The sequence below is a fragment of the Kitasatospora sp. NPDC086791 genome (genome assembly GCF_040685975.1).
GTDB lineage: Bacteria > Actinomycetota > Actinomycetes > Streptomycetales > Streptomycetaceae > Kitasatospora.
Genome location: NZ_JBFBOC010000018.1, coordinates 12352 through 29982 on the forward strand (window position 1 = coordinate 12352; position 17631 = coordinate 29982).

Genomic DNA, 17631 nt, shown 5'->3' on the forward strand with positions numbered 1-17631 from the left:
CGGGTCCGTTGTCCCCAGACCGGCTGTCCCCCGGTCGGCTCCCGCCGCGTTCATTCCGTACTCCTCGACGTCTCGCTCTGACCGCTTCTCGACGTCCGCGACGGTAACGGCCATGTAGGTCAGCTCCTGTCCCAGTTCCTCCGGCATGCTGGACGGCATGACCGACACCCCCGCCCGGCTGCTGAACCTGCTGTCCCTGCTCCAGACCCCGCGCGAGTGGCCCGGCAGCGAACTCGCCGAGCGGCTCGGCGTCAGCCCCCGGACGATCCGGCGCGACATCGACCGGCTGCGCGACCTCGGCTACCCGGTGCAGGCCACCATGGGCGCGGTCGGCGGCTACCGGCTGGTCGCGGGCACGGCGATGCCGCCGCTGCTGCTGGACGACGAGGAGGCGGTGGCCATCGCGGTCGGGCTGCGGGCGGGCGCCGGACACGCGGTGGTCGGCATCGAGGAGGCCTCGGTCCGGGCCCTCGGCAAACTGCTCCAGGTGCTGCCGGGCCGGCTCCGGCAACGGGTCGGCACGCTCAACGCCGCGACCGTGCCGCTGCTCACCGGGGACGGCCCGACCGTCGACCCGGAGGACCTCACCCTGCTCGCCGGCGCCGTCACCAACCACGAACGCCTGCGCTTCGCGTACCGCGCCTACGACGGCACCGGCACCCGGCGACTCGTCGAACCCGAGCGGCTGGTCTCGGTCGGCCGCCGCTGGTACCTGGTCGGCTACGACCTGGACCGCACGGACTGGCGGCTGTTCCGGGTCGACCGGCTGAGCGAGCCCTTCGCCACCGGCGCCCGCTTCACCCCGCGCCCGCTCCCCGCCGAGGACGCCGCCGCGTACGTCGCGAGCAAGCTGCGCCGCCCGTCACCGGGCGGCACCGCCGTCGTCACCGTGGTCGCCACCGTGCACGCCCCCGCCGAACTGGTCCGGCAGCGCTTCCACCCGGGCGACTCCGAGATCGAGCCGGTCGGCGAGCACAGCTGCCGGCTGCGCTCCCGCTCCGACTCCCTGGACTGGACGGCGATGCGGCTGCTGTCGCTGGACCGCGCCTTCGAGGTGCACGAGCCGCCGCAGCTGCGCGAGCACCTCCGGCGGCTCGCCGAACGCGCCGCCCGCGCGGCGGGCCCGGTGGAGCCGGCGGATCGGGCCTGACCTCGGACTCCGCCCTCGGAGCCCGCCCTCGGAGCCCGCCCTCAGACCTCGACCCGGTACCAGCCGTCGCCCGACCGGAACCACAGCACGCCGTCCCGGCCGTAAGCCCGCTCCCGGTCGAGGTCCCCGAGGCCGTCCACCCGCTCCCGGCGGACCTCCCGCCAGCCCTTGCGGCTCTCCCGCTCGCACCGGACCAACTCGCCGCCCCGCTCCAGGAACACGGCCCGGTCCCCGGCGATCGCGAAGCCCATCGGCTGCCGGGCCGGCAGCCGCATGGCGACCGCTCTGCCGTCGCCCCTGCCGTCACCCCTGGCCCCGCCGGGGTCGATCCCGGTGAGGCGGCCGCTGTCCCCGTACCAGGCCAGCCAGGCCCGCCGCCCCTCGGTGGCGGCGGCGAGGCCCTCCGGCGGGGAGTCGCCCAGCGCGTTGAGGTCCGGCCGCCAGACGATCCGCCCGGCGGCGTCCAGCCCGAGCAGGCCACACCGGCCGAGCGGGTTCTCGCCGTAGTTGCCCTCGTCGCCGAAGGCCAGCCAGATCCGGCCGTCCCGGTCGGTGGTCAACGCCTGGATGTCGTCACCGAGTTGCAGTTCCCGGGCGGGCCAGCCGTCCGGCCCGAGAACCAGTCCGTTGCGCTCCCACCCGTCCGCCGACTCCTCGGCCCGGCGGCCGGCCAGCAGCACCCGCCCGCCCGGCAGCAGGCCGAGGAGGTCCGGCGAGACCCCGACCCCGGTCAGCGGCACCCGCCACTCGCCCTGCCGGCCGTGCACCACCACCTCACCGTCGAAGGGCAGTTCGGCGTACGGCCAGGAGCCGGTCGGCGCCACGTACCGCTCCGGCACCACCAGGACGGCCAGCTGCCCGTCCGGCCCGACCGTCCAGGTCAGGGCCCTACGGCCGGCCCGCCACTCCTCCTCGGGCAGCCGCCAGACCTCGACCGGGCGGTCGGACGCCGGCATCAGGCCTCAGACCCCGTACTCGGCGGTCAGCAGCGCGCGGCCGAGGGTGTGGAAGGTGAGGTGGAAGCCGATCTGCGCCGCCGGGGTGTCGGCGGTGACGTCCAGTTTCTCCACGTCCAGGGCGTGCACGGCGAAGACGTAGCGGTGCGGGGCGCCGGGCGGCGGGGCGGCACCGTCGTACTTGGTGCCCGGGAAGTCGTTGCGGCCGTGGAAGGAGGCCGCGCCCGGCAGGCTGTCGTCCGAGGAGCCGGCGCCGCGCGGCAGTTCGGCGGTGTCGGCGGGCAGGCCGAGGGCCAGCCAGTGCCACCAGCCGGAGCCGGTGGGCGCGTCCGGGTCATAGCAGGTGACGGCGATGCTCCGGGTGCCCTCCGGCAGTCCGGACCAGGCCAGCTGCGGCGAGAGGTTGCCGCCGGCGTGGATGAACTCCCTTGCCAGCGTGCCGCCTTCGGTGATGTCACGACTGCTCAGTTCGAAGGACGGCACCTGCGGCAGGAACTCGTACGGCAGCGGCGGACGCTTGCTCATGGGCTGGTCACCTCTCGCGATCGGAACGACACCGGTCACTGTAATGGGGTGCACGTCCGATCCGGCGCCCCCTAGAGTCGGAGTCATGGCCTCGAACGACCGCAGCCGCGCGGCGACCGCGCTCGACCCCGTCCGGATGATCGCCGACGCCCGCCGGGCGCTCTTCACCATGGTCGGCGTCCTGGCGGCGATCTGGCTGATCCAGCTGGTGAACTGGATGGACGACTACGACCTCGGCCGGCGGTTCGGGGTCGTCCCGCAGGACCCGAGCCGGCTGCCGAACATCGTCACCGCGCCGTTCCTGCACTGGAACTGGGCCCATCTGGAGGCCAACTCCGGCCCGCTGTTCGTCTTCGGCTTCCTGGCGGCCTACCGCGGCGTGAAGAAGTTCCTCGGCCTCACCCTGCTGGTCGCGCTGACCAGCGAGCTGACCGCCTGGGTCTTCGACGACCCGCACTCGGTCGGTGCCGGAGCCAGCGGCGTGGTGTTCGGCTACTTCGGCTACGTGGTGCTGCGCGGGGTCTTCGACCGGAACCTGGTCGACACCCTGATCGGCGTCGTCCTCGGCGCCTCGTTCGCCTACATGGTCACCAGCGCGCTGCCGGGCGTCGCCCCGGGGATCAGCTGGTCCGCGCACCTCGGCGGTCTGCTCGGTGGCCTGGCCGGCGCCTGGATCTTCCGCAGCCGCGCCCCGCGCCCGGCCGCCGACCCCGGAGCCGTCGCCAAGGCCGTCGCCGAACCGGCCGCCGTCGCCAAGACCACCGTTGCCGAGACCGCCGTCGCCAGGCCCACCACCGAACCGACCGGCACCGCCCCGAACAGCCCCAACGCCGCCCTGCTCAAGGAACTGGACGACCTCGGCCTCTGACCCGCCCGCCCCCACCCGACCGGCCCCTCCGGTATAGACCAATCCCACCCCGGCGGCTAGCGTGAACGGCGCACCAGCCCCCAGCCCCGGAGCCGCACCGTGGAGTCGTCCGTCCTCGCCTTCGCCACCGACCTGCTCGACGAGGGCGCCGACACCTTCTTCGGCAACCTCACCGACCGCGCCGGGGTCGGCGGCGTCACCCTCGCCTCGGTCTACCACGAGGCCCGCGACGTCTTCCCGCACAACCCCCGCCGGGTGATCCGCTACCTGGAGCCCGGCGCGGCGTACTTCCGCCCCGACCCGGCCGCCTGGCGGGGCCGCCGCCTGGCGCCCACGCCGTCCACCGCCATCGGCGACCGCGACCCCTTCGCCGAGGCCGCCGACGAAGCCCGCCGCCGAGGACTGAAGCTGCACGCCTGGACGGTGTTCTGCCACAACGACCGGCTCGGCTTCACCCACCCCGACTGCGCCCCGGCCAACGCCTTCGGCGACCGCCACCTCACCGAGCTCTGCCCGGCGAACCCGGAGGTCCGCGAGTACGCGCTGACCCTGGTCGCCGAGCTGGCCCGGTACGGCGTGGACGCCGTCCGCGCCGAGTCGCTGCACTTCCACGGGCTGCGCCACGGCTACCACCACGAGCGCTACTTCGAGGAGCTGGGCCCGACCGCCGAGGCCCTGCTCGGGGTCTGCTTCTGCCCGCACTGCCGCGCCGCCGCCGAAGCCGCCGGGGTCCCCGCCGAGGAGGCGGCCGAGGCCGTCCGCACCGAGCTGCGCCGCCGGCTGGCCGACGAGTCCGCCGCCACCGAGCCCGCCGACCTGAGCGCCCTCGCCGACGGCGCCTTCGCCGCGTACGTGGACGCCTCCGCCGCCACCGTCACCTCGCTGGCCGCCGACCTGTCCGAACAGGCCCGCCGCCACGGCATGCGGCTGAGCTTCATGGACGGCGGCGGCCCCGGCAAGGGCTGGCTGTCCGGGATCGACCTGCCCGCCCTCGCGAAGGCCGCCGACCAGATCGAGACGCTCGGCTACGCGCGGACCCCGGAGGCCGTCCGGGAGAAGATCGCCGCCTTCGCCCTGCACGGCGTCCACCCGCAGGACATGGCGGTGATCCTGCGCCCGATGTCCTCCGACTGCGACGGCCCGGCGAACCTCGCCGCCAAGATCGCCACCCTGCGCGAACTCGGCGTCCCCGAGGTCGAGTTCTACCATTACGGCCTGATGCGCCTGTCCTCCCTGGACCGGATCGGCGCCGCCCTCTCCGGCTGAGCCTCAGCGCCGCCGCTTGGACGTCCCGAACAGGCTGCGGGAGATCTCCTGGCCGAGCTGCCGCCCGGCCGAGCGCGCGAAGGACTTCACCGTCGGGTTGCTCAGCAGCGCCCCGAGCAGTCCGGCCGCGCCCTCCTCCCGCGCCGCCCGGGACCCCCGCCGCGCCGGGGCCGGCTCCGTTCCCGGCCCCGGTTCCGACGGACCCGCGTCCGACGACCCCTCCGACCGCGCGGCATCCGTCGGCACCGCCGCCGGCCGGGCGGCCCGCGCCGCCAGCTTCTCGTACGCCGACTCCCGGTCGACCGCGTCCCGGTAGCGCGCCGTCAGCGGCGAGGCATCCACGGCCGCCCGCAGCGCCCCCGCCTCGATCGGCCCCATCAGCGACTGCGGCGCCCGCAGCCTGGTCGCCGCGACCGGCGTCGGCGCGCCCTTCTCGGACAGGACGGTCACCACCGCCTCGCCGGTGCCGAGCGAGGTCAGCACCTCGCCGAGGTCGTACGAGGATCGCGGGAAGGTCGAGACGGTGGCCTTGAGCGCCTTGGCGTCGTCCGGGGTGAAGGCGCGCAGCGCGTGCTGCACCCGGTTGCCCAACTGCGCCAGCACGTCGGACGGCACGTCCCGCGGCGTCTGGGTCACGAAGAAGATACCGACGCCCTTGGACCGGATCAGCCGCACGGTCTGGGTGATCGCCTCCAGGAAGGCCTTGGAGGCGCCCTTGAACAGCAGGTGCGCCTCGTCGAAGAAGAACACCAGCTTGGGCTTGTCGAGGTCGCCGACCTCGGGCAGCTCCTGGTAGAGGTCGGCCAGCAGCCACATCAGGAAGGTGGAGAACAGTCGCGGCCGGTCCTGCACCGCGGGCAGCTCCAGCACCGAAACCACGCCCCGGCCTCCCCCGCCGCCTCCTCCCTCCTCCGGGCCGGCGGTGTCCCCGGGCGTGGTCCGCAGCAGTTCGGCGGTGTCGAACTCGGGCTCGCCGAAGAACGCCCCGGCGCCCTCGTTCTCCAGGACGGTGAGCGCGCGCAGGATCACCCCGGCGGTGGCCGCCGAGAGCCCGCCGATGGTCCTCAGCTCCTCCTTGCCCTCGGGCGAGGCGAGGAAGGCGATCACCGCGGTCAGGTCCTTGAGGTCGTAGAGCTCCAGGCCCTTGCCGTCGGCGTAGTGGAACACCAGGCTGAGCGAGGACTCCTGGGTCTCGTTCAGGTCGAGGACCTTGGACAGCAGCAGCGGCCCGAAGCTGGTGACGGTGGCCCGGATCGGGATGCCCTCGCCCTGCCCGCCGAGCGCGTAGAACTCGGCGGGGCAGCCCCGTGCCGTCCACCGCTGCCCGACCTCGGCGGCCCGGGCGGCGGTGCGCTCGCTCGGCGTGCCGGGCGCGGCGACGCCGGAGACGTCCCCCTTGATGTCGGCCAGGAACACCGGCACGCCCTGTCCGGAGAGCTGTTCGGCGATCAGCTGGAGGGTCTTGGTCTTGCCGGTGCCGGTGGCCCCGGCGACCAGCCCGTGCCGGTTGAGCACGCCCAGCGGGATGCGCACCGGGGCGTCCGGGTACGCGGTGCCGTCCAGCAGCACCGCGCCGAGGTCGAGGGCGGGCCCGGTGAAGGCGTACCCGTCGGCGATCTCCCGGACGGCCTGCGGGGTGGGGGCGGAGGACATCGGTGCACACTCCTGGGCGGATCGGAACGCTTCGGAACGCTCGGGAACGCTTGGGAACGCATCGGAACGGATCGGGCACCGGAACCGGAACCACATCGGTCGCCGGGCGATGTTCGCGACATTTCCCATCAAACAACCGCATTCGTCCACGCGCAGTTCACACCGACGCGCGTGGCGGCGTCGCGGCTGCTGCGCCATTCGCCGCCCAAACGGTAGGCTTTCCGTGTGATCTTCAAGCGCATCGGCAATGGGCGGCCGTACCCGGATCACGGCCGGACGAGCACCCGACAGTGGGCTGACGTCGCCCCACGTCCGGTGCGGCTCGACCAGCTGGTGACCACCAAGGGCCAACTCGACCTCGAAACCCTGCTGGCCGAGGACTCGACCTTCTACGGGGACCTCTTCGCCCACGTGGTGAAGTGGCACGGCGACCTCTACCTGGAGGACGGGCTGCACCGGGCCGTACGGGCCGCGCTGCAGCAGCGCCAGGTGCTGCACGCCCGCGTCCTCGAAATGGAGTGACGGACCGCCCGCACCGGGCGCGTCGCACCCACCGCGGACTTCCGGACCGCCCCCTCGCCACCCCGGCGGCGGGCGGTCCACGCGTACCCCGGTACCCCCTTTCGGGTGCCGGGGTACTCCAGATGATGATCGTTTAGTACCTTCGCAGCTGTACGGCACTACGCTGCTGACTACGGCCGCGACCAGGGGATCCGCCCGCACCGGGGGTTCTCCCCTGCCCGGCCGACCCGTCCTTCCGAACCCGCCCCGGTACGAGGGGGAGACAAACCATGAGCATGTTGACTCCCCAAGGCCTCAAGGGGAAGCAGTACCGCATCACCGGCAACTCCTACCCCCGGCTGGGCCGGCCCCCGAAGAAGAGCCGCAAGGTGATCGCCGCGCTCGCCGGCCTGCTCACCCTGGCCCTGATCGCCCTCGGCGGCGTGCAGCTCTACGACATCTTCACGGGGAAGAACAAGAACTCCTCCGCCCAGGCCTGCGCGACCCCGTCCGGCAAGCCGCTGGCCGCGCCGACCGCGGGCGCCACCCCGGGCGCCACCGGCGCGCCCGCCGCGGCCCAGGGCGACCCGCACACCATCCCGCAGGCCACCGCGGTCACGGTGAACATCTACAACGCCACCACCAAGGCCGGCCTGGCCGGGCGGACCGCCGAGGAGTTCAAGAAGCGCGGCTTCCTGATCGGCAAGGTCGGCAACGCCCCCGCCGAGCTGGACAAGAAGGTGCCCGGCACCGCCCAGGTGATCGCCGGCCCGACCGGCGCCGGGGCCGGCACCCTGGTCGGCTCGCAGATCGCCGGGGCCACCGTCACCGCGGACGCCCGCACCGACGCCACCGTGGACTTCGTGATCGGCGACAGCTACAACGCCCTGCTGGACGAGACCCAGGCGGCCGCCGCCCTCGCCCTGGCCACCAAGCCCTCCCCCACCCCGACCGCTAGCGGCAGCTGCTGAAACGGAAGGGCCCTCCGGCAGTGCGCCGGAGGGCCCTCGGTCGTTCGCTGTCGGGGTCTCAGCCCGCGGTGCCGTACAGCCGGTCGCCCGCGTCGCCGAGGCCGGGGACGATGTAGCCGTTCTCGTTCAGCCGCTCGTCCAGCGCGGCGGTGACCACGGTGACCGGCAGGTCCGCCAGCTCCCGCCGCATCACCTCGACGCCCTCCGGGGCGGCCAGCAGCACCACGGCGGTGACGTCGGTGGCGCCGCGCTCGATCAGCATCTTGATCGCGGCGACCAGGGTGCCGCCGGTGGCCAGCATCGGGTCGAGCACGTAGACCTGGCGGCCGGAGAGGTCGTCCGGCATCCGGGTCGCGTAGGTGGAGGCCTCCAGGGTCTCCTCGTTGCGGACCATGCCGAGGAAGCCCACCTCGGCGGTCGGCAGCAGGCGGGTCATCCCGTCCAGCATGCCGAGGCCGGCCCGCAGGATCGGCACCACCAGCGGGCGCGGGTAGCTGAGACGGGTGCCGAGCGTGACCGCCACGGGCGTGGTGATCTCCACCTCCTCGGTCCGGACGTCCCGGGTGGCCTCGTAGGCGAGGAGGGTCACCAGCTCGTCGGTCAGGCGACGGAAGGTCGGCGAGTCGGTGCGCTCGTCGCGCAGGGTGGAGAGCTTGTGGGCGACCAGGGGGTGGTCGACGACGTGGAGACGCATGTACCGAGGTTAGCCCGGGTCTGGACGCCTGTACGACACGCCGGGCCCGACCCGGGCGCCGGACCGGGTGACCCTACCGTGACACGCCGTGACACGGGGTGGATGTCCGGACGGAAGCGTCTGCTGTGGTATCAACCGGGCCGTTCTGGGAATGTCACGTCTTATGACGAGCAACCCGAAGGCCGGGGGCGGCTCGGCGGCCGAGCCCGGCGGCGGGGCGGGCCGGAGCCCGGGCCCGCCGGACGACCCCCCGGAGACCGAGGCGGAGCGCCGGAAGCGGCGGGCCGTCTTCCTGCGCGAGCTCACCGAGGCGCGCGAACTGCGGGAGCGGGTCCAGCCGCGACGGACCAAGGAGCGGCGGATGCGCGAGGCGATGCGGATGCGAACCTTCCGGATCTGATGGGCCTCCGACCGGGTCCGTGGCGGGCCGCGGCGCGCCGGCGGTCGGCCTCGACGGGCGCTCGGAGCAAATTTCGACCGCCTTCGGACCGTCCCGGCGCGAGTTCGCCCTCCGCCGCCCGGACCTTCCGACACGACCTGCAAAGACGCGCTGCAGAACACCCCCCGCGAGAGCGGGCTTTCTGTCACGATTCCGATGGGACGGTCCGAACAGCGGACCGCCTCTGGCGCGGGGGCGGCCAGATTTCCGCGTTGCCCGAGCGCGCCGACAGCCGAGACCGATGATCTTGGGAGTGTCCCTGGTGGCGTACTTCGCTGCAGTGCTTGCTCGCTCCGAGGACGGGTGGGACGTGAGCGAGACCGAGCTCGACGACGTCGAAACTCTGGCCGATCTGACCGACCTGGCCCGCGACTCCGCGCAGGACGACGACAGCGTCCTGATCTTCATCGAACAGGAGGACTCCTGGTTCGCCATCGTCCGCGTGGACGGTGAGGACGACCCCCGGATCTTCGTGTCGGACGGCGCCGCCGCCGCCCGCAGCTCCTACGGCTCCGTCCTCACCGACGAGCTGGTCGACCAGGCCGGCGAGAGCGAGTTCGGCGACCTGGACCACCTGCTGGACGAGGACGGGGAGGCGCCGGAGCAGGACGACGAGGACGCCGATCCGCACGGCGGCGTCCCGGTCGGCCCGCTCGGCGACGCCCACCTGCTCACCGAGTTCGGCCTGGCCTCCGACGCGCTGCTCGCGCTCAGCGGCGAGGGCGCGGTGCCGGGTGACGCCCTGGAGGAGATCGCCGAGGCCATGGGCTGCGGCGAGGTCCTGGAGGCCGTCCGGTAGCGGCCGGATACCCGACACTGGATGCCATGCAGCCCGCATCCACCGCGCAGACCGTCCCGTACGTCCCCCCGCTGCCCGCCCCCGTCCGCCCCGACCCGGTCCGCGACCGCTGGGCGGCGCCGATGCGCCTCGCCATGGCCGAGGCCGCGCTGGCGCCGGCCACCGGGGACGTGCCGGTCGGGGCGCTCGTCCTGGACCCGGACGGCGAGGTGATCGGACGCGGCCACAACGAGCGCGAGGCGGTGGGCGACCCGACCGCGCACGCCGAGGTGGTGGCGATCCGGCAGGCGGCCGCGAAGGTCGGGGAGTGGCGGCTCTCCGGCTGCACCCTGGTCGTCACGCTGGAGCCGTGCACGATGTGCGCCGGCGCCATCGTGCTCTCCCGGATCGACCGGGTGGTCTACGGCGCCCTCGACGAGAAGGCCGGCGCGGCCGGCTCGCTCTTCGACGTGATGCGCGACCGCCGGCTCAACCACCGCCCCGAGGTGATCTGGGGCGTCCTCGCCGAGGAGTGCGGCGAGCAGCTGCGGGCGTTCTTCGACACCCACCGCTGACACCTACCACTGACACCCACCGCTGCCCCCGCCGCTGCCCCGGCCCGCCCCCGCCCGGACGGCCGTCCCGATACGGATTTCGTTCCCGAGCCACCCGTCCGGTAGAGTTCCCCTCGGTAGCGTGTCCGAGCGGCCAAAGGAGCACGCCTCGAAAGCGTGTGTGGGGGCAACTCCACCGTGGGTTCGAATCCCACCGCTACCGCCAGAAAGCCCGAGAGCCCGTCCGATCCGGACGGGCCTTCGGCGTTTCCGCGCACCCTCGGACACGGAAGGGGCTCCGTACACCGGGCCGATGACCACCGGTGCCCGGTCCGTACGGAGCCTGGAGGGGGAGCGGCTCGGGGGGACTGACCGCTCCCCCGGGCGGAGGTCCCACCACCGGTGCCGCGTCGGGGGAAGTCGCGGCGGCCGGTCCCACAGCGGGGAGCTCCGGATCCACGCACCGGGGATTCCTGCCAGATCCTCGGTACGTCATCCATCCTGCCGCCCGGCCCACGGACGGGCACCCGGAGAAAGGCCCCACTCACGAGGACCTTCGTCCCGCCGGCCGAACGCGTCGCACACTTGATAGCCCGTCCGGGTGGATAAGCTGCCCCCTGCAGGCCGCTCGGGGACCGGACGACGGCGGCCCACAGCTGGGAGGCAGGTCACCCGATGGCGCAGGCGAAGAAGATCGGCATGATCCTCCTGCTCGTCTTCGTGCTCTACTCGATCATCACGTCGCCGGCCCGGTCCGCCCAACTCGTCCAGCTGGGGTTCGAGGGCATCTCGAACGCGGCCAAGGCGGTCGGCACCTTCATGACCGGCCTGATCAAGTAGCCCGTCCCGGACCGGCGGCCCGCGCCCGGGCGGCGGCCGGCCGTCCGCCGGCACCGGCGCACCGGCTACGGTGGGCGGGACCCTCCACCCCCGTCCGCGAGGAGCGGCAATCGTGATCCGGCACCTGGTCCTGTTCAAGCTCAACGAAGGCGTCAGCAAGGACGACGAGCGCGCGCTCGCCGGCGCCAAGGCGTTCTCCGAACTCGGCGCGGTCATTCCCGAGCTGCGCGAGTGGGAGTGCGGCTGGAACACCACCGAGCGGGACATCGCCCACGACTACGCCATCAACAGCCTGGTCGAGGACCGCGACGCCCTGCAGGCCTACCTGACCCACCCGGCCCACCAGGCCGCGGCGGGCCGGTGGCGCGAGTTCGCGACCTGGGTGATCGCCGACATCGAGGTCTGAGCCCCCGTCCGTCCGGAGCCCGACCCGGGCCTTTCCCCCGGACGGACCGCAGCGCCCCCGTCCGGCCTCCGGGCGGGGCGCCCTGCTCCGTCCCGGAACGACCCTTGCGACACCTCACCGGCGGGACCGGCGAAGGCCGAATGCCCCACCAACACACCTCCGCCGGGTGCTTGCCCGACCTGCGCCCACCTTGTGATGCTATGACCGGTTTTGCCGGACATGGCGAGGTGGTGAACCAGCCGCGACACCCGATCCGCAGGGCCCGCCATTGTCGACTTTGGGAGGGGTGACGTGTCCGTGGACGAGTTGCTGGCTGCGATCATCAGCCCGGCCGGCGAGCTCCGCCCGGACGGGCTGCGCGGCCCCGGCGGCCGGCCCGCCGTGGACGTCCGGACGCTGACCCGGGTGCTGTTCGAGCGGCTCGCCGAGCTGCCCCCGGACGCCCCCGAGCGGGAACGGGTGCGGGCCGCCCTGATCGAGGTGAACATCCCGCTGGTCCGCTACGCGGCCACCCGCTTCCGCAGCCGCAGCGAGCCGATGGAGGACGTCGTCCAGGTCGGCACCATCGGCCTGATCAACGCGATCGACCGCTTCGACCCCAGCCGCGGCGTCCAGTTCCCCACCTACGCGCTGCCGACCATCCTGGGCGAGATCAAGCGCTACTTCCGGGACAACGTCCGCACCATGCACGTCCCGCGCCGGCTCCAGGAGCTGTGGGTCCAGGTCAGCGGCGCCATGGAGGAGCTGACCGTGCTGCACGGACGGGTGCCCAAGGTGCCCGAGATCGCCGCCAGCCTGCGGATCCCCGAGGAGGACGTCCGGGCCTGCCTGGACGCCGGGCGCGCCTACAACGCGGCCTCCCTGGAGGCCGCCCAGGAGCACGAGGGCGGGCTCGCCCTGCTCGACCGGCTCGGCTACGAGGACTCCGCGCTGGCCGAGGTCGAGCACCGCGACATGGTCCGCCACCTGCTGGTCCAACTCCCCGAGCGGGAGCGCCGGATCGTGATGCTGCGGTTCTTCGCCAACCTCACCCAGTCCCAGATCAGCACCGAGCTGGGGATGTCCCAGATGCACGTGTCGCGGCTGCTCTCGCGGATCCTCACCAGGCTTCGGACCGGCAACTCTTGGGAAGAGTGAGATTGCAGCGCGTTACCCCCACGTGACATCTTGCGACGTTCGGGTTTGCCGTGCACCGTGTTCCGGTATGGAGGGGGGAGGGCCCCGCCGGGAACCTCCGCGCACGGGCCCCCGTTCCACTGTCAGTCACGAGGGGGTGGGTGCATGTCCGGAGAGTTGGGCACTGCGGAGATCCACGCTGGTCCGGCCCGCGGCACGGCCGTCGCCGAGGACCTGGTCCCGCGGCAGCGGGTCGAACAGGTCGAGCCACCCGGCCCCGACGCGGCACCGGAGACGCCGCCCGGCTCCGGCCCGGCGCCCGAGACGCCGCCCGGCTCCGGGCTGGACACCCGGACGCTCTCCCGCTCGCTGTTCCTGCGGCTGGCCGCGCTGGAGCCCGGCAGCGACGAGCACACCTACGTCCGCGACACCCTGATCGAGCTCAACCTGCCGCTGGTCCGGTACGCCTCGGCGCGTTTCCGCAGCCGCAACGAGCCGATGGAGGACATCGTCCAGGTCGGCACCATCGGCCTGATCAAGGCGATCGACCGCTTCGACCCGGAGCGGGGGGTGGAGTTCCCCACCTTCGCGATGCCCACCGTGGTCGGCGAGATCAAGCGCTTCTTCCGGGACACCAGCTGGTCGGTCCGGGTGCCGCGGCGGCTCCAGGAGCTGCGGCTGGCGCTCACCAAGGCCGGCGACGAGCTGTCCCAGCGGCTGGACCGCTCCCCCACCGTCGCCGAGCTGGCCGCCTGCCTGGGCGTCAGCGAGGAGGACGTGGTCGAGGGCCTCGCGGTCGGCAACGCGTACACCGCCAGCTCGCTCGACTCCGGCTCCGGCGAGGAGGACAGCGACGGGCCGCTGGCCGACCGGCTGGGCTACGAGGACCTCGCGCTGGAGGGCGTCGAGTACCGGGAGTCGCTGAAGCCGCTGCTGGCCAAGCTGCCGCCGCGGGAGCGCCGGATCATCATGCTGCGCTTCTTCGGCAACCTCACCCAGTCGCAGATCGGCGAGGAGATCGGGATCTCGCAGATGCACGTCTCCCGGCTGCTCACCCGGACGCTCACCCAGCTCCGCGAGGGGCTGATCAGCGAGGGCTGATCGGCGGAGGACCAACGCGGGCCGACCGGTGAGGACCCGATCGGCCCGGGCCCGCATCGCCCCGTCAACCCCCGCTGCCGTCCAGCAGGTTGACGCGCAATCCGGTCCGCACCTCGTCGTCCAGCCCGAGCCCCTCCCGCCAGAACGGGTCGAACCCGCCCCAGCCGGCCTCGACCTCCTCGAAGGCCGCCTCCAGGTAGTCGCGGTCGGCCCGGAAGACCGGCAGGAGCAGCTCGGGCTCGGTCATCAGGCCGCGGGCGGCGAGGTCGGCCAGGACCAGGTCGACGACCGGGGCCGAGCGCTCGTTGGTGAGCAGGTAGTCGGCGAGGACGGTCTCGCGGTCCACTCCGAGGGCGGTCAGCAGGAGCGCGGCCGCCCAGCCCGTGCGGTCCTTGCCGGCCGAGCAGTGGAACAGCAGCGGCGGCCCCTCCGGGGCGGCCAGCAGCCGCAGCAGGGCGGCGAAGCGCTCGCGCGCCACCGCGTCGGTGACGAACCAGCGGTAGAGGCCGGTCATCAGCGCGCCCGCCCGGCCCTCGCCGAGCAGGGCGCGCTGCCGTTGCGGGCTGCTGTCGCCCAGCGCGCCCCTGATCATCAGGTAGATGTCGAAGTCCGCGGACAGCAAGGGGAGGTGATGCGTCATGACGCCGTCGGGCAGCCGGTCCGGGCCGGCCTCGCGGACCTCGTCCGCACTGCGCAGGTCCACCACCCGGCGCAGCCCCAACTCGCCGAGCGGGCCCAGGTCTTCGGCGGTGACACGGTTCAGGCCATCGCTGCGCAGGGCCACTCCGTGCCGCAGCATCCGCCCGTCGGCCGCCCGGTAACCGCCCAGATCACGGGCGTTGACCGCACCTCGCAGACCGAGACTGCGCCCGACCAGCTCCGTTCCGTCCGGTTCCGGCGCCCATTTCCGGGTGCCCGCGTTTCTCCCGGACTCCGTCTGCTGATCGGTCACGCGGACGCCTCCATTGCATATTCGGACTGTCACATGGCACAGCGGTGCCCGATATTGCATGAACCTGCCCAATGGACCCGCGAGATGTGCAAGAGTGTCATGCGCAACGCCGACAGTGTAGGTGTCCCGCCCACCCCACTGGGCCACACCGTCGGTAACCACGCGTAGCGCTCAGCTTCCGGTTTTTCATTTTCAATTCATTATTTGCGCCACCGGTACAGTTCCGGTCACAATCAGCGCCTTCATGGCATCGCCATGAACGTTGGTAACAGGTTCGCTGCACTCTCGCCCATTTGGTCCCTCGCACGGCCGACCCTCGACCAGGATGGGCCCCGGGCAGCCTGCTGCCCGCGAACAGCTACACGGGCTGGCGAGCGCCGAGCAGCGCGGCGCCTGCCCCTAGGGGAGGATCACCATGGGTCGAGCGACCCGAAGAGTCGCCGCGTGCGCGGCGGCAGTTCTGCTGGCCGGTGGCCTGCAGTCCACCCTGGCGTTCGGCGACACCACGCCGCCGAGGATCGACCTCACCATCCTGGTCGTCGACGACGGTGGCCCCTCGGTCGCCGCCATCACCGCCGAGCTCAAGAGCCAGGGCACTCCGTACAAGGTCGTCAGCCTCAATGACCCCAACCGTCCCGTCATCAACAGCGCTTTCCTGAGCGACACGCTGAACGGGCAGCCCCGGGGGAAGTTCCAGGGCATCGTGCTGCCCAACGAAAACCCCTTCCCCAACAGTGCCGCCGAGATGACGGCCATCGCGAGCTACGAAGCCGCTTTCAACGTCCGACAGATCGACGCGTACACGTGGGCCAGTCCGGCGGTGGGGCTGAACTACGCGCAGAATCCCGGATTCGTCGGCACCCTCGACGGATTCCAGGGCGCCACCACCGCGGCCGGAACTTCGGGCCCGTTCGGGTACCTCAAGGGCAGTGTCCCGTTCGAGGACAACGACCCGAACGTCAGCGAGAGCTACGGCTACCTCGCCACCCCGCTCGCGAGCCTCCCGGCCGGCGCCTCCTTCGTCCCGCTGGTGGACGCGGCGATCCCGAGCACGACCTCGCGCGGGTCGCTGGTCGGTGAGTACACCCACGACGGCCGCAAGGAGCTGGTCGTCACCTTCGTCTACAACCAGTACCAGCAGCAGTACCGCCTGCTGGCCCGCGGCATGGTCGACTGGATCACCCAGGGTGTCCACCTCGGCTACGACCGCAACTACTTCGCGGCGCACGTGGACGACGTCTTCCTGGCCGACGACCGCTGGGACACCACGCTGAAGTGCACCCCCGGTGACGTCACCTGCCCGCCCGGCACCCCGGACACGGCCAACCCGATCCGGATGACCCAGGCCGACGCGCAGTACCTCAAGCAGTGGCAGACCGCCAACAACTTCACCCTGGACATGGTGTTCAACGGTGGCGGCAGCGAGGACTGGAAGGCCGATCACGAGACGACCGTGGACCCCACGGCCACCCAGATGATCACCGACCAGAACAGCTACCGCTGGGTCAACCACACCTACACCCACCCGTACCTGGGCTGCGTCCAGAACGTCACCGTGGTGCCGTGGGTCTGCACCAAGAACGCCGCCGGCGGCACGGTCTGGACCGACCAGAACACCATCTCCACCCAGATCAAGAACAACTTCGACTGGGCCACCGCGAACGGCCTGAAGGTCGACCCGCAGGTCCTGGTCACCGGCGAGCACTCCGGTCTGCTGACCGCCCCGCAGGAGACCACCGACAACCCGTACCTGGCCCCGGCGCTGGCCGCCAACGGCATCAAGTTCACCGGCAGCGACGCCTCCCGCGAGCCCGCCCAGCGGGCCGTCGGCTCGTCCACGCTGACCGTGCCGCGGTACCCGATGAACGTCTTCTACAACGCCGGTACGGCGAAGGAGGAGGCCGACGAGTACAACTGGATCTACACCAGCAAGGCCAACGGCGGCAGCGGCGTCTGCGAGAACAACGCCAACTCGACCTGCCTGCCGGCGCCGCTGGACGTCAACACCGGCTTCCAGTCGTACATCGTGCCGCTGGAGGCCCGGATCGACCTCGGCCACGTGCTGAACAACGACCCGCGGCCGCACTTCATCCACCAGTCGAACCTGGCCGAGGACAAGATCCTCTACCCGGTGCTGGAGAAGATCCTCGGCACCTACCGCTCGCTGTACGCCGACAGCGCCCCGATCGTGAACCTCGGCGAGCGGGAGATCGGCCAGGAGTTCCAGAAGCGCGCGGCCTGGAACGCGGCCCTCGCCGCCGGCCAGGTCACCGCGTACCGGGTCGGCAACACCGTCACGGTCAGCGCGCCGGCCGGTGTTCAGGTCCAGGCCACCATGCCGACCGGAACTGCTCAGAAGCTGGTCATCGGATCGACCGCGTTCGGTTCGGCCTACGCCGGTAACCTCTCCGGCTGGGTGTCCCCGGGCACCCTGCAGAGCAGCGTCACCCTGAACCTGCCGTCCGCTCCGGTCGCTCCGGCCGCCGTCGCGCCGAGCGTCGCGGCCAAGTCCGTCGCGGCCCCGGCCCCGGCGGACAAGAAGGTCGTCCCGCAGGGCGTCGCCACCCCGGTCCCGGTGGGCCCGAGCGACACCACCCGCAAGCCGGCGCCGTCCCTGGTGCCCGGAAGCGGGACCCCGGTGCCCGGCAAGGGCGTGGTCGCTGGTAACAAGGTCACGGCGAACAACGGCAAGGCCTCTGGGGGGACGGCCACGCCGAGCAGCACCACCGGACGCTCCGGCAACCGGTAACCCGAACCACCCGCTGGCGGGGTCGGACCGGGCGAACCGGCCCGACCCCGCCACGGCTCCCGTTCCGGCCATCCAGGCCGGAACCGACGCAAGAACAGGAGGGGGGACAGGA

At 72.4% G+C, this 17631-nt stretch carries 18 protein-coding genes and 1 tRNA gene; 14 read left to right on the forward strand and 5 right to left on the reverse strand.

Going from position 1 to position 17631, the window contains the following annotated elements; all coding sequences use genetic code 11:
• Nucleotides 1–157: 157 nt before the first annotated feature.
• On the forward strand, nucleotides 158–1150 hold the full coding sequence (locus AB0Q99_RS22590; RefSeq protein WP_363574490.1) for a YafY family protein: 993 nt from the start codon (nucleotides 158–160) through the stop codon (nucleotides 1148–1150).
• Nucleotides 1151–1191: 41 nt separating this feature from the next.
• Here AB0Q99_RS22590 and AB0Q99_RS22595 read toward each other — a convergent pair whose 3' ends face one another.
• The gene (locus tag AB0Q99_RS22595; RefSeq protein ID WP_363574492.1) at nucleotides 1192–2106 is read right to left on the reverse strand and encodes a hypothetical protein; all 915 of its coding nucleotides are present in this window, start codon (nucleotides 2104–2106) and stop codon (nucleotides 1192–1194) included.
• Nucleotides 2107–2112: 6 nt separating this feature from the next.
• Nucleotides 2113–2631, reverse strand: a complete 519-nt coding sequence (locus AB0Q99_RS22600; RefSeq protein ID WP_363574494.1) for a YbhB/YbcL family Raf kinase inhibitor-like protein — start codon at nucleotides 2629–2631, stop codon at nucleotides 2113–2115.
• An 85-nt stretch (nucleotides 2632–2716) separates the two neighbouring features.
• On the opposite strand from AB0Q99_RS22600, the gene AB0Q99_RS22605 reads away from it, so the two are divergent.
• Nucleotides 2717–3499, forward strand: coding sequence for a rhomboid family intramembrane serine protease (locus AB0Q99_RS22605; RefSeq protein WP_363574496.1), 783 nt, complete (start codon nucleotides 2717–2719; stop codon nucleotides 3497–3499).
• A 99-nt stretch (nucleotides 3500–3598) separates the two neighbouring features.
• Complete coding sequence (locus tag AB0Q99_RS22610) at nucleotides 3599–4765, forward strand: hypothetical protein (RefSeq protein ID WP_363574498.1); 1167 nt, start codon at nucleotides 3599–3601, stop codon at nucleotides 4763–4765.
• Between the two features lie 3 nt (nucleotides 4766–4768).
• On the opposite strand, the gene AB0Q99_RS22615 is transcribed toward AB0Q99_RS22610, so the two are convergent.
• Nucleotides 4769–6418: a helicase HerA-like domain-containing protein gene (locus tag AB0Q99_RS22615; RefSeq protein ID WP_363574500.1), complete on the reverse strand. Its 1650-nt coding sequence runs from the start codon at nucleotides 6416–6418 to the stop codon at nucleotides 4769–4771.
• Nucleotides 6419–6643: 225 nt separating this feature from the next.
• Here AB0Q99_RS22615 and AB0Q99_RS22620 point away from each other — a divergent pair, with 225 nt between their 5' ends.
• The gene (locus tag AB0Q99_RS22620) at nucleotides 6644–6940 is read left to right on the forward strand and encodes a type II toxin-antitoxin system VapB family antitoxin (protein WP_030061387.1); all 297 of its coding nucleotides are present in this window, start codon (nucleotides 6644–6646) and stop codon (nucleotides 6938–6940) included.
• A 269-nt stretch (nucleotides 6941–7209) separates the two neighbouring features.
• Nucleotides 7210–7890 (forward strand): LytR C-terminal domain-containing protein, encoded by a 681-nt coding sequence (locus tag AB0Q99_RS22625; protein ID WP_363574502.1) that lies wholly within the window; start codon nucleotides 7210–7212, stop codon nucleotides 7888–7890.
• Nucleotides 7891–7948: 58 nt separating this feature from the next.
• On the opposite strand, the gene upp is transcribed toward AB0Q99_RS22625, so the two are convergent.
• Nucleotides 7949–8584 carry a uracil phosphoribosyltransferase gene (gene upp / locus AB0Q99_RS22630; RefSeq protein ID WP_363574504.1) on the reverse strand — a complete coding sequence of 212 codons (636 nt, stop codon included), beginning with the start codon at nucleotides 8582–8584 and terminating at the stop codon, nucleotides 7949–7951.
• Between the two features lie 163 nt (nucleotides 8585–8747).
• Here upp and AB0Q99_RS22635 point away from each other — a divergent pair, with 163 nt between their 5' ends.
• The 8 genes from AB0Q99_RS22635 to AB0Q99_RS22670 all read left to right on the forward strand — a co-directional run bounded on the left by AB0Q99_RS22635 (nucleotide 8748) and on the right by AB0Q99_RS22670 (nucleotide 13818).
• The gene (locus tag AB0Q99_RS22635; protein WP_363574506.1) at nucleotides 8748–8984 is read left to right on the forward strand and encodes a hypothetical protein; all 237 of its coding nucleotides are present in this window, start codon (nucleotides 8748–8750) and stop codon (nucleotides 8982–8984) included.
• Nucleotides 8985–9264: 280 nt separating this feature from the next.
• A complete protein-coding gene (locus AB0Q99_RS22640; RefSeq protein ID WP_363574508.1) occupies nucleotides 9265–9822 on the forward strand; it encodes a tRNA adenosine deaminase-associated protein in 558 nt (185 codons plus the stop codon).
• A gap of 122 nt (nucleotides 9823–9944) precedes the next feature.
• Nucleotides 9945–10376, forward strand: coding sequence for a tRNA adenosine(34) deaminase TadA (tadA, locus tag AB0Q99_RS22645; RefSeq protein WP_363574687.1), 432 nt, complete (start codon nucleotides 9945–9947; stop codon nucleotides 10374–10376).
• A 115-nt stretch (nucleotides 10377–10491) separates the two neighbouring features.
• Nucleotides 10492–10581 (forward strand) — tRNA-Ser (locus tag AB0Q99_RS22650).
• A 449-nt stretch (nucleotides 10582–11030) separates the two neighbouring features.
• Nucleotides 11031–11195 (forward strand): hypothetical protein, encoded by a 165-nt coding sequence (locus AB0Q99_RS22655; protein WP_363574510.1) that lies wholly within the window; start codon nucleotides 11031–11033, stop codon nucleotides 11193–11195.
• Between the two features lie 112 nt (nucleotides 11196–11307).
• Nucleotides 11308–11601 carry a Dabb family protein gene (locus tag AB0Q99_RS22660; RefSeq protein WP_363574512.1) on the forward strand — a complete coding sequence of 98 codons (294 nt, stop codon included), beginning with the start codon at nucleotides 11308–11310 and terminating at the stop codon, nucleotides 11599–11601.
• A gap of 354 nt (nucleotides 11602–11955) precedes the next feature.
• The gene (locus tag AB0Q99_RS22665) at nucleotides 11956–12738 is read left to right on the forward strand and encodes an RNA polymerase sigma factor SigF (protein WP_363574689.1); all 783 of its coding nucleotides are present in this window, start codon (nucleotides 11956–11958) and stop codon (nucleotides 12736–12738) included.
• Between the two features lie 144 nt (nucleotides 12739–12882).
• The gene (locus tag AB0Q99_RS22670; RefSeq protein ID WP_363574514.1) at nucleotides 12883–13818 is read left to right on the forward strand and encodes an RNA polymerase sigma factor SigF; all 936 of its coding nucleotides are present in this window, start codon (nucleotides 12883–12885) and stop codon (nucleotides 13816–13818) included.
• Nucleotides 13819–13882: 64 nt separating this feature from the next.
• Here the strand turns inward: AB0Q99_RS22670 and AB0Q99_RS22675 are convergent, their stop codons facing one another.
• Entirely contained in the window at nucleotides 13883–14770 is an 888-nt protein-coding gene (locus AB0Q99_RS22675) for a tyrosine-protein phosphatase (RefSeq protein ID WP_363574516.1), read from the reverse strand.
• Nucleotides 14771–15185: 415 nt separating this feature from the next.
• Here AB0Q99_RS22675 and AB0Q99_RS22680 point away from each other — a divergent pair, with 415 nt between their 5' ends.
• Nucleotides 15186–17519 (forward strand): hypothetical protein, encoded by a 2334-nt coding sequence (locus AB0Q99_RS22680; RefSeq protein ID WP_363574518.1) that lies wholly within the window; start codon nucleotides 15186–15188, stop codon nucleotides 17517–17519.
• Nucleotides 17520–17631 lie beyond the last annotated feature (112 nt).

Excerpts from the sequence above, each read along its gene's own strand:
- AB0Q99_RS22640 (WP_363574508.1), top strand. The coding sequence starts at position 9,265 with ATGATCTTGGGAGTGTCCCTGGTGGCGTACTTCGCTGCAGTGCTTGCT.
- AB0Q99_RS22655 (WP_363574510.1), top strand. The coding sequence starts at position 11,031 with ATGGCGCAGGCGAAGAAGATCGGCATGATCCTCCTGCTCGTCTTCGTG.
- AB0Q99_RS22670 (WP_363574514.1), top strand. The coding sequence starts at position 12,883 with ATGTCCGGAGAGTTGGGCACTGCGGAGATCCACGCTGGTCCGGCCCGC.
- AB0Q99_RS22615 (WP_363574500.1), bottom strand. The coding sequence starts at position 6,418 with ATGTCCTCCGCCCCCACCCCGCAGGCCGTCCGGGAGATCGCCGACGGG.
- AB0Q99_RS22595 (WP_363574492.1), bottom strand. The coding sequence starts at position 2,106 with ATGCCGGCGTCCGACCGCCCGGTCGAGGTCTGGCGGCTGCCCGAGGAG.
- AB0Q99_RS22600 (WP_363574494.1), bottom strand. The coding sequence starts at position 2,631 with ATGAGCAAGCGTCCGCCGCTGCCGTACGAGTTCCTGCCGCAGGTGCCG.
- AB0Q99_RS22605 (WP_363574496.1), top strand. The coding sequence starts at position 2,717 with ATGGCCTCGAACGACCGCAGCCGCGCGGCGACCGCGCTCGACCCCGTC.
- AB0Q99_RS22590 (WP_363574490.1), top strand. The coding sequence starts at position 158 with ATGACCGACACCCCCGCCCGGCTGCTGAACCTGCTGTCCCTGCTCCAG.
- upp (WP_363574504.1), bottom strand. The coding sequence starts at position 8,584 with ATGCGTCTCCACGTCGTCGACCACCCCCTGGTCGCCCACAAGCTCTCC.
- AB0Q99_RS22635 (WP_363574506.1), top strand. The coding sequence starts at position 8,748 with ATGACGAGCAACCCGAAGGCCGGGGGCGGCTCGGCGGCCGAGCCCGGC.
- AB0Q99_RS22680 (WP_363574518.1), top strand. The coding sequence starts at position 15,186 with ATGGGTCGAGCGACCCGAAGAGTCGCCGCGTGCGCGGCGGCAGTTCTG.
- AB0Q99_RS22625 (WP_363574502.1), top strand. The coding sequence starts at position 7,210 with ATGAGCATGTTGACTCCCCAAGGCCTCAAGGGGAAGCAGTACCGCATC.
- tadA (WP_363574687.1), top strand. The coding sequence starts at position 9,945 with ATGCGCCTCGCCATGGCCGAGGCCGCGCTGGCGCCGGCCACCGGGGAC.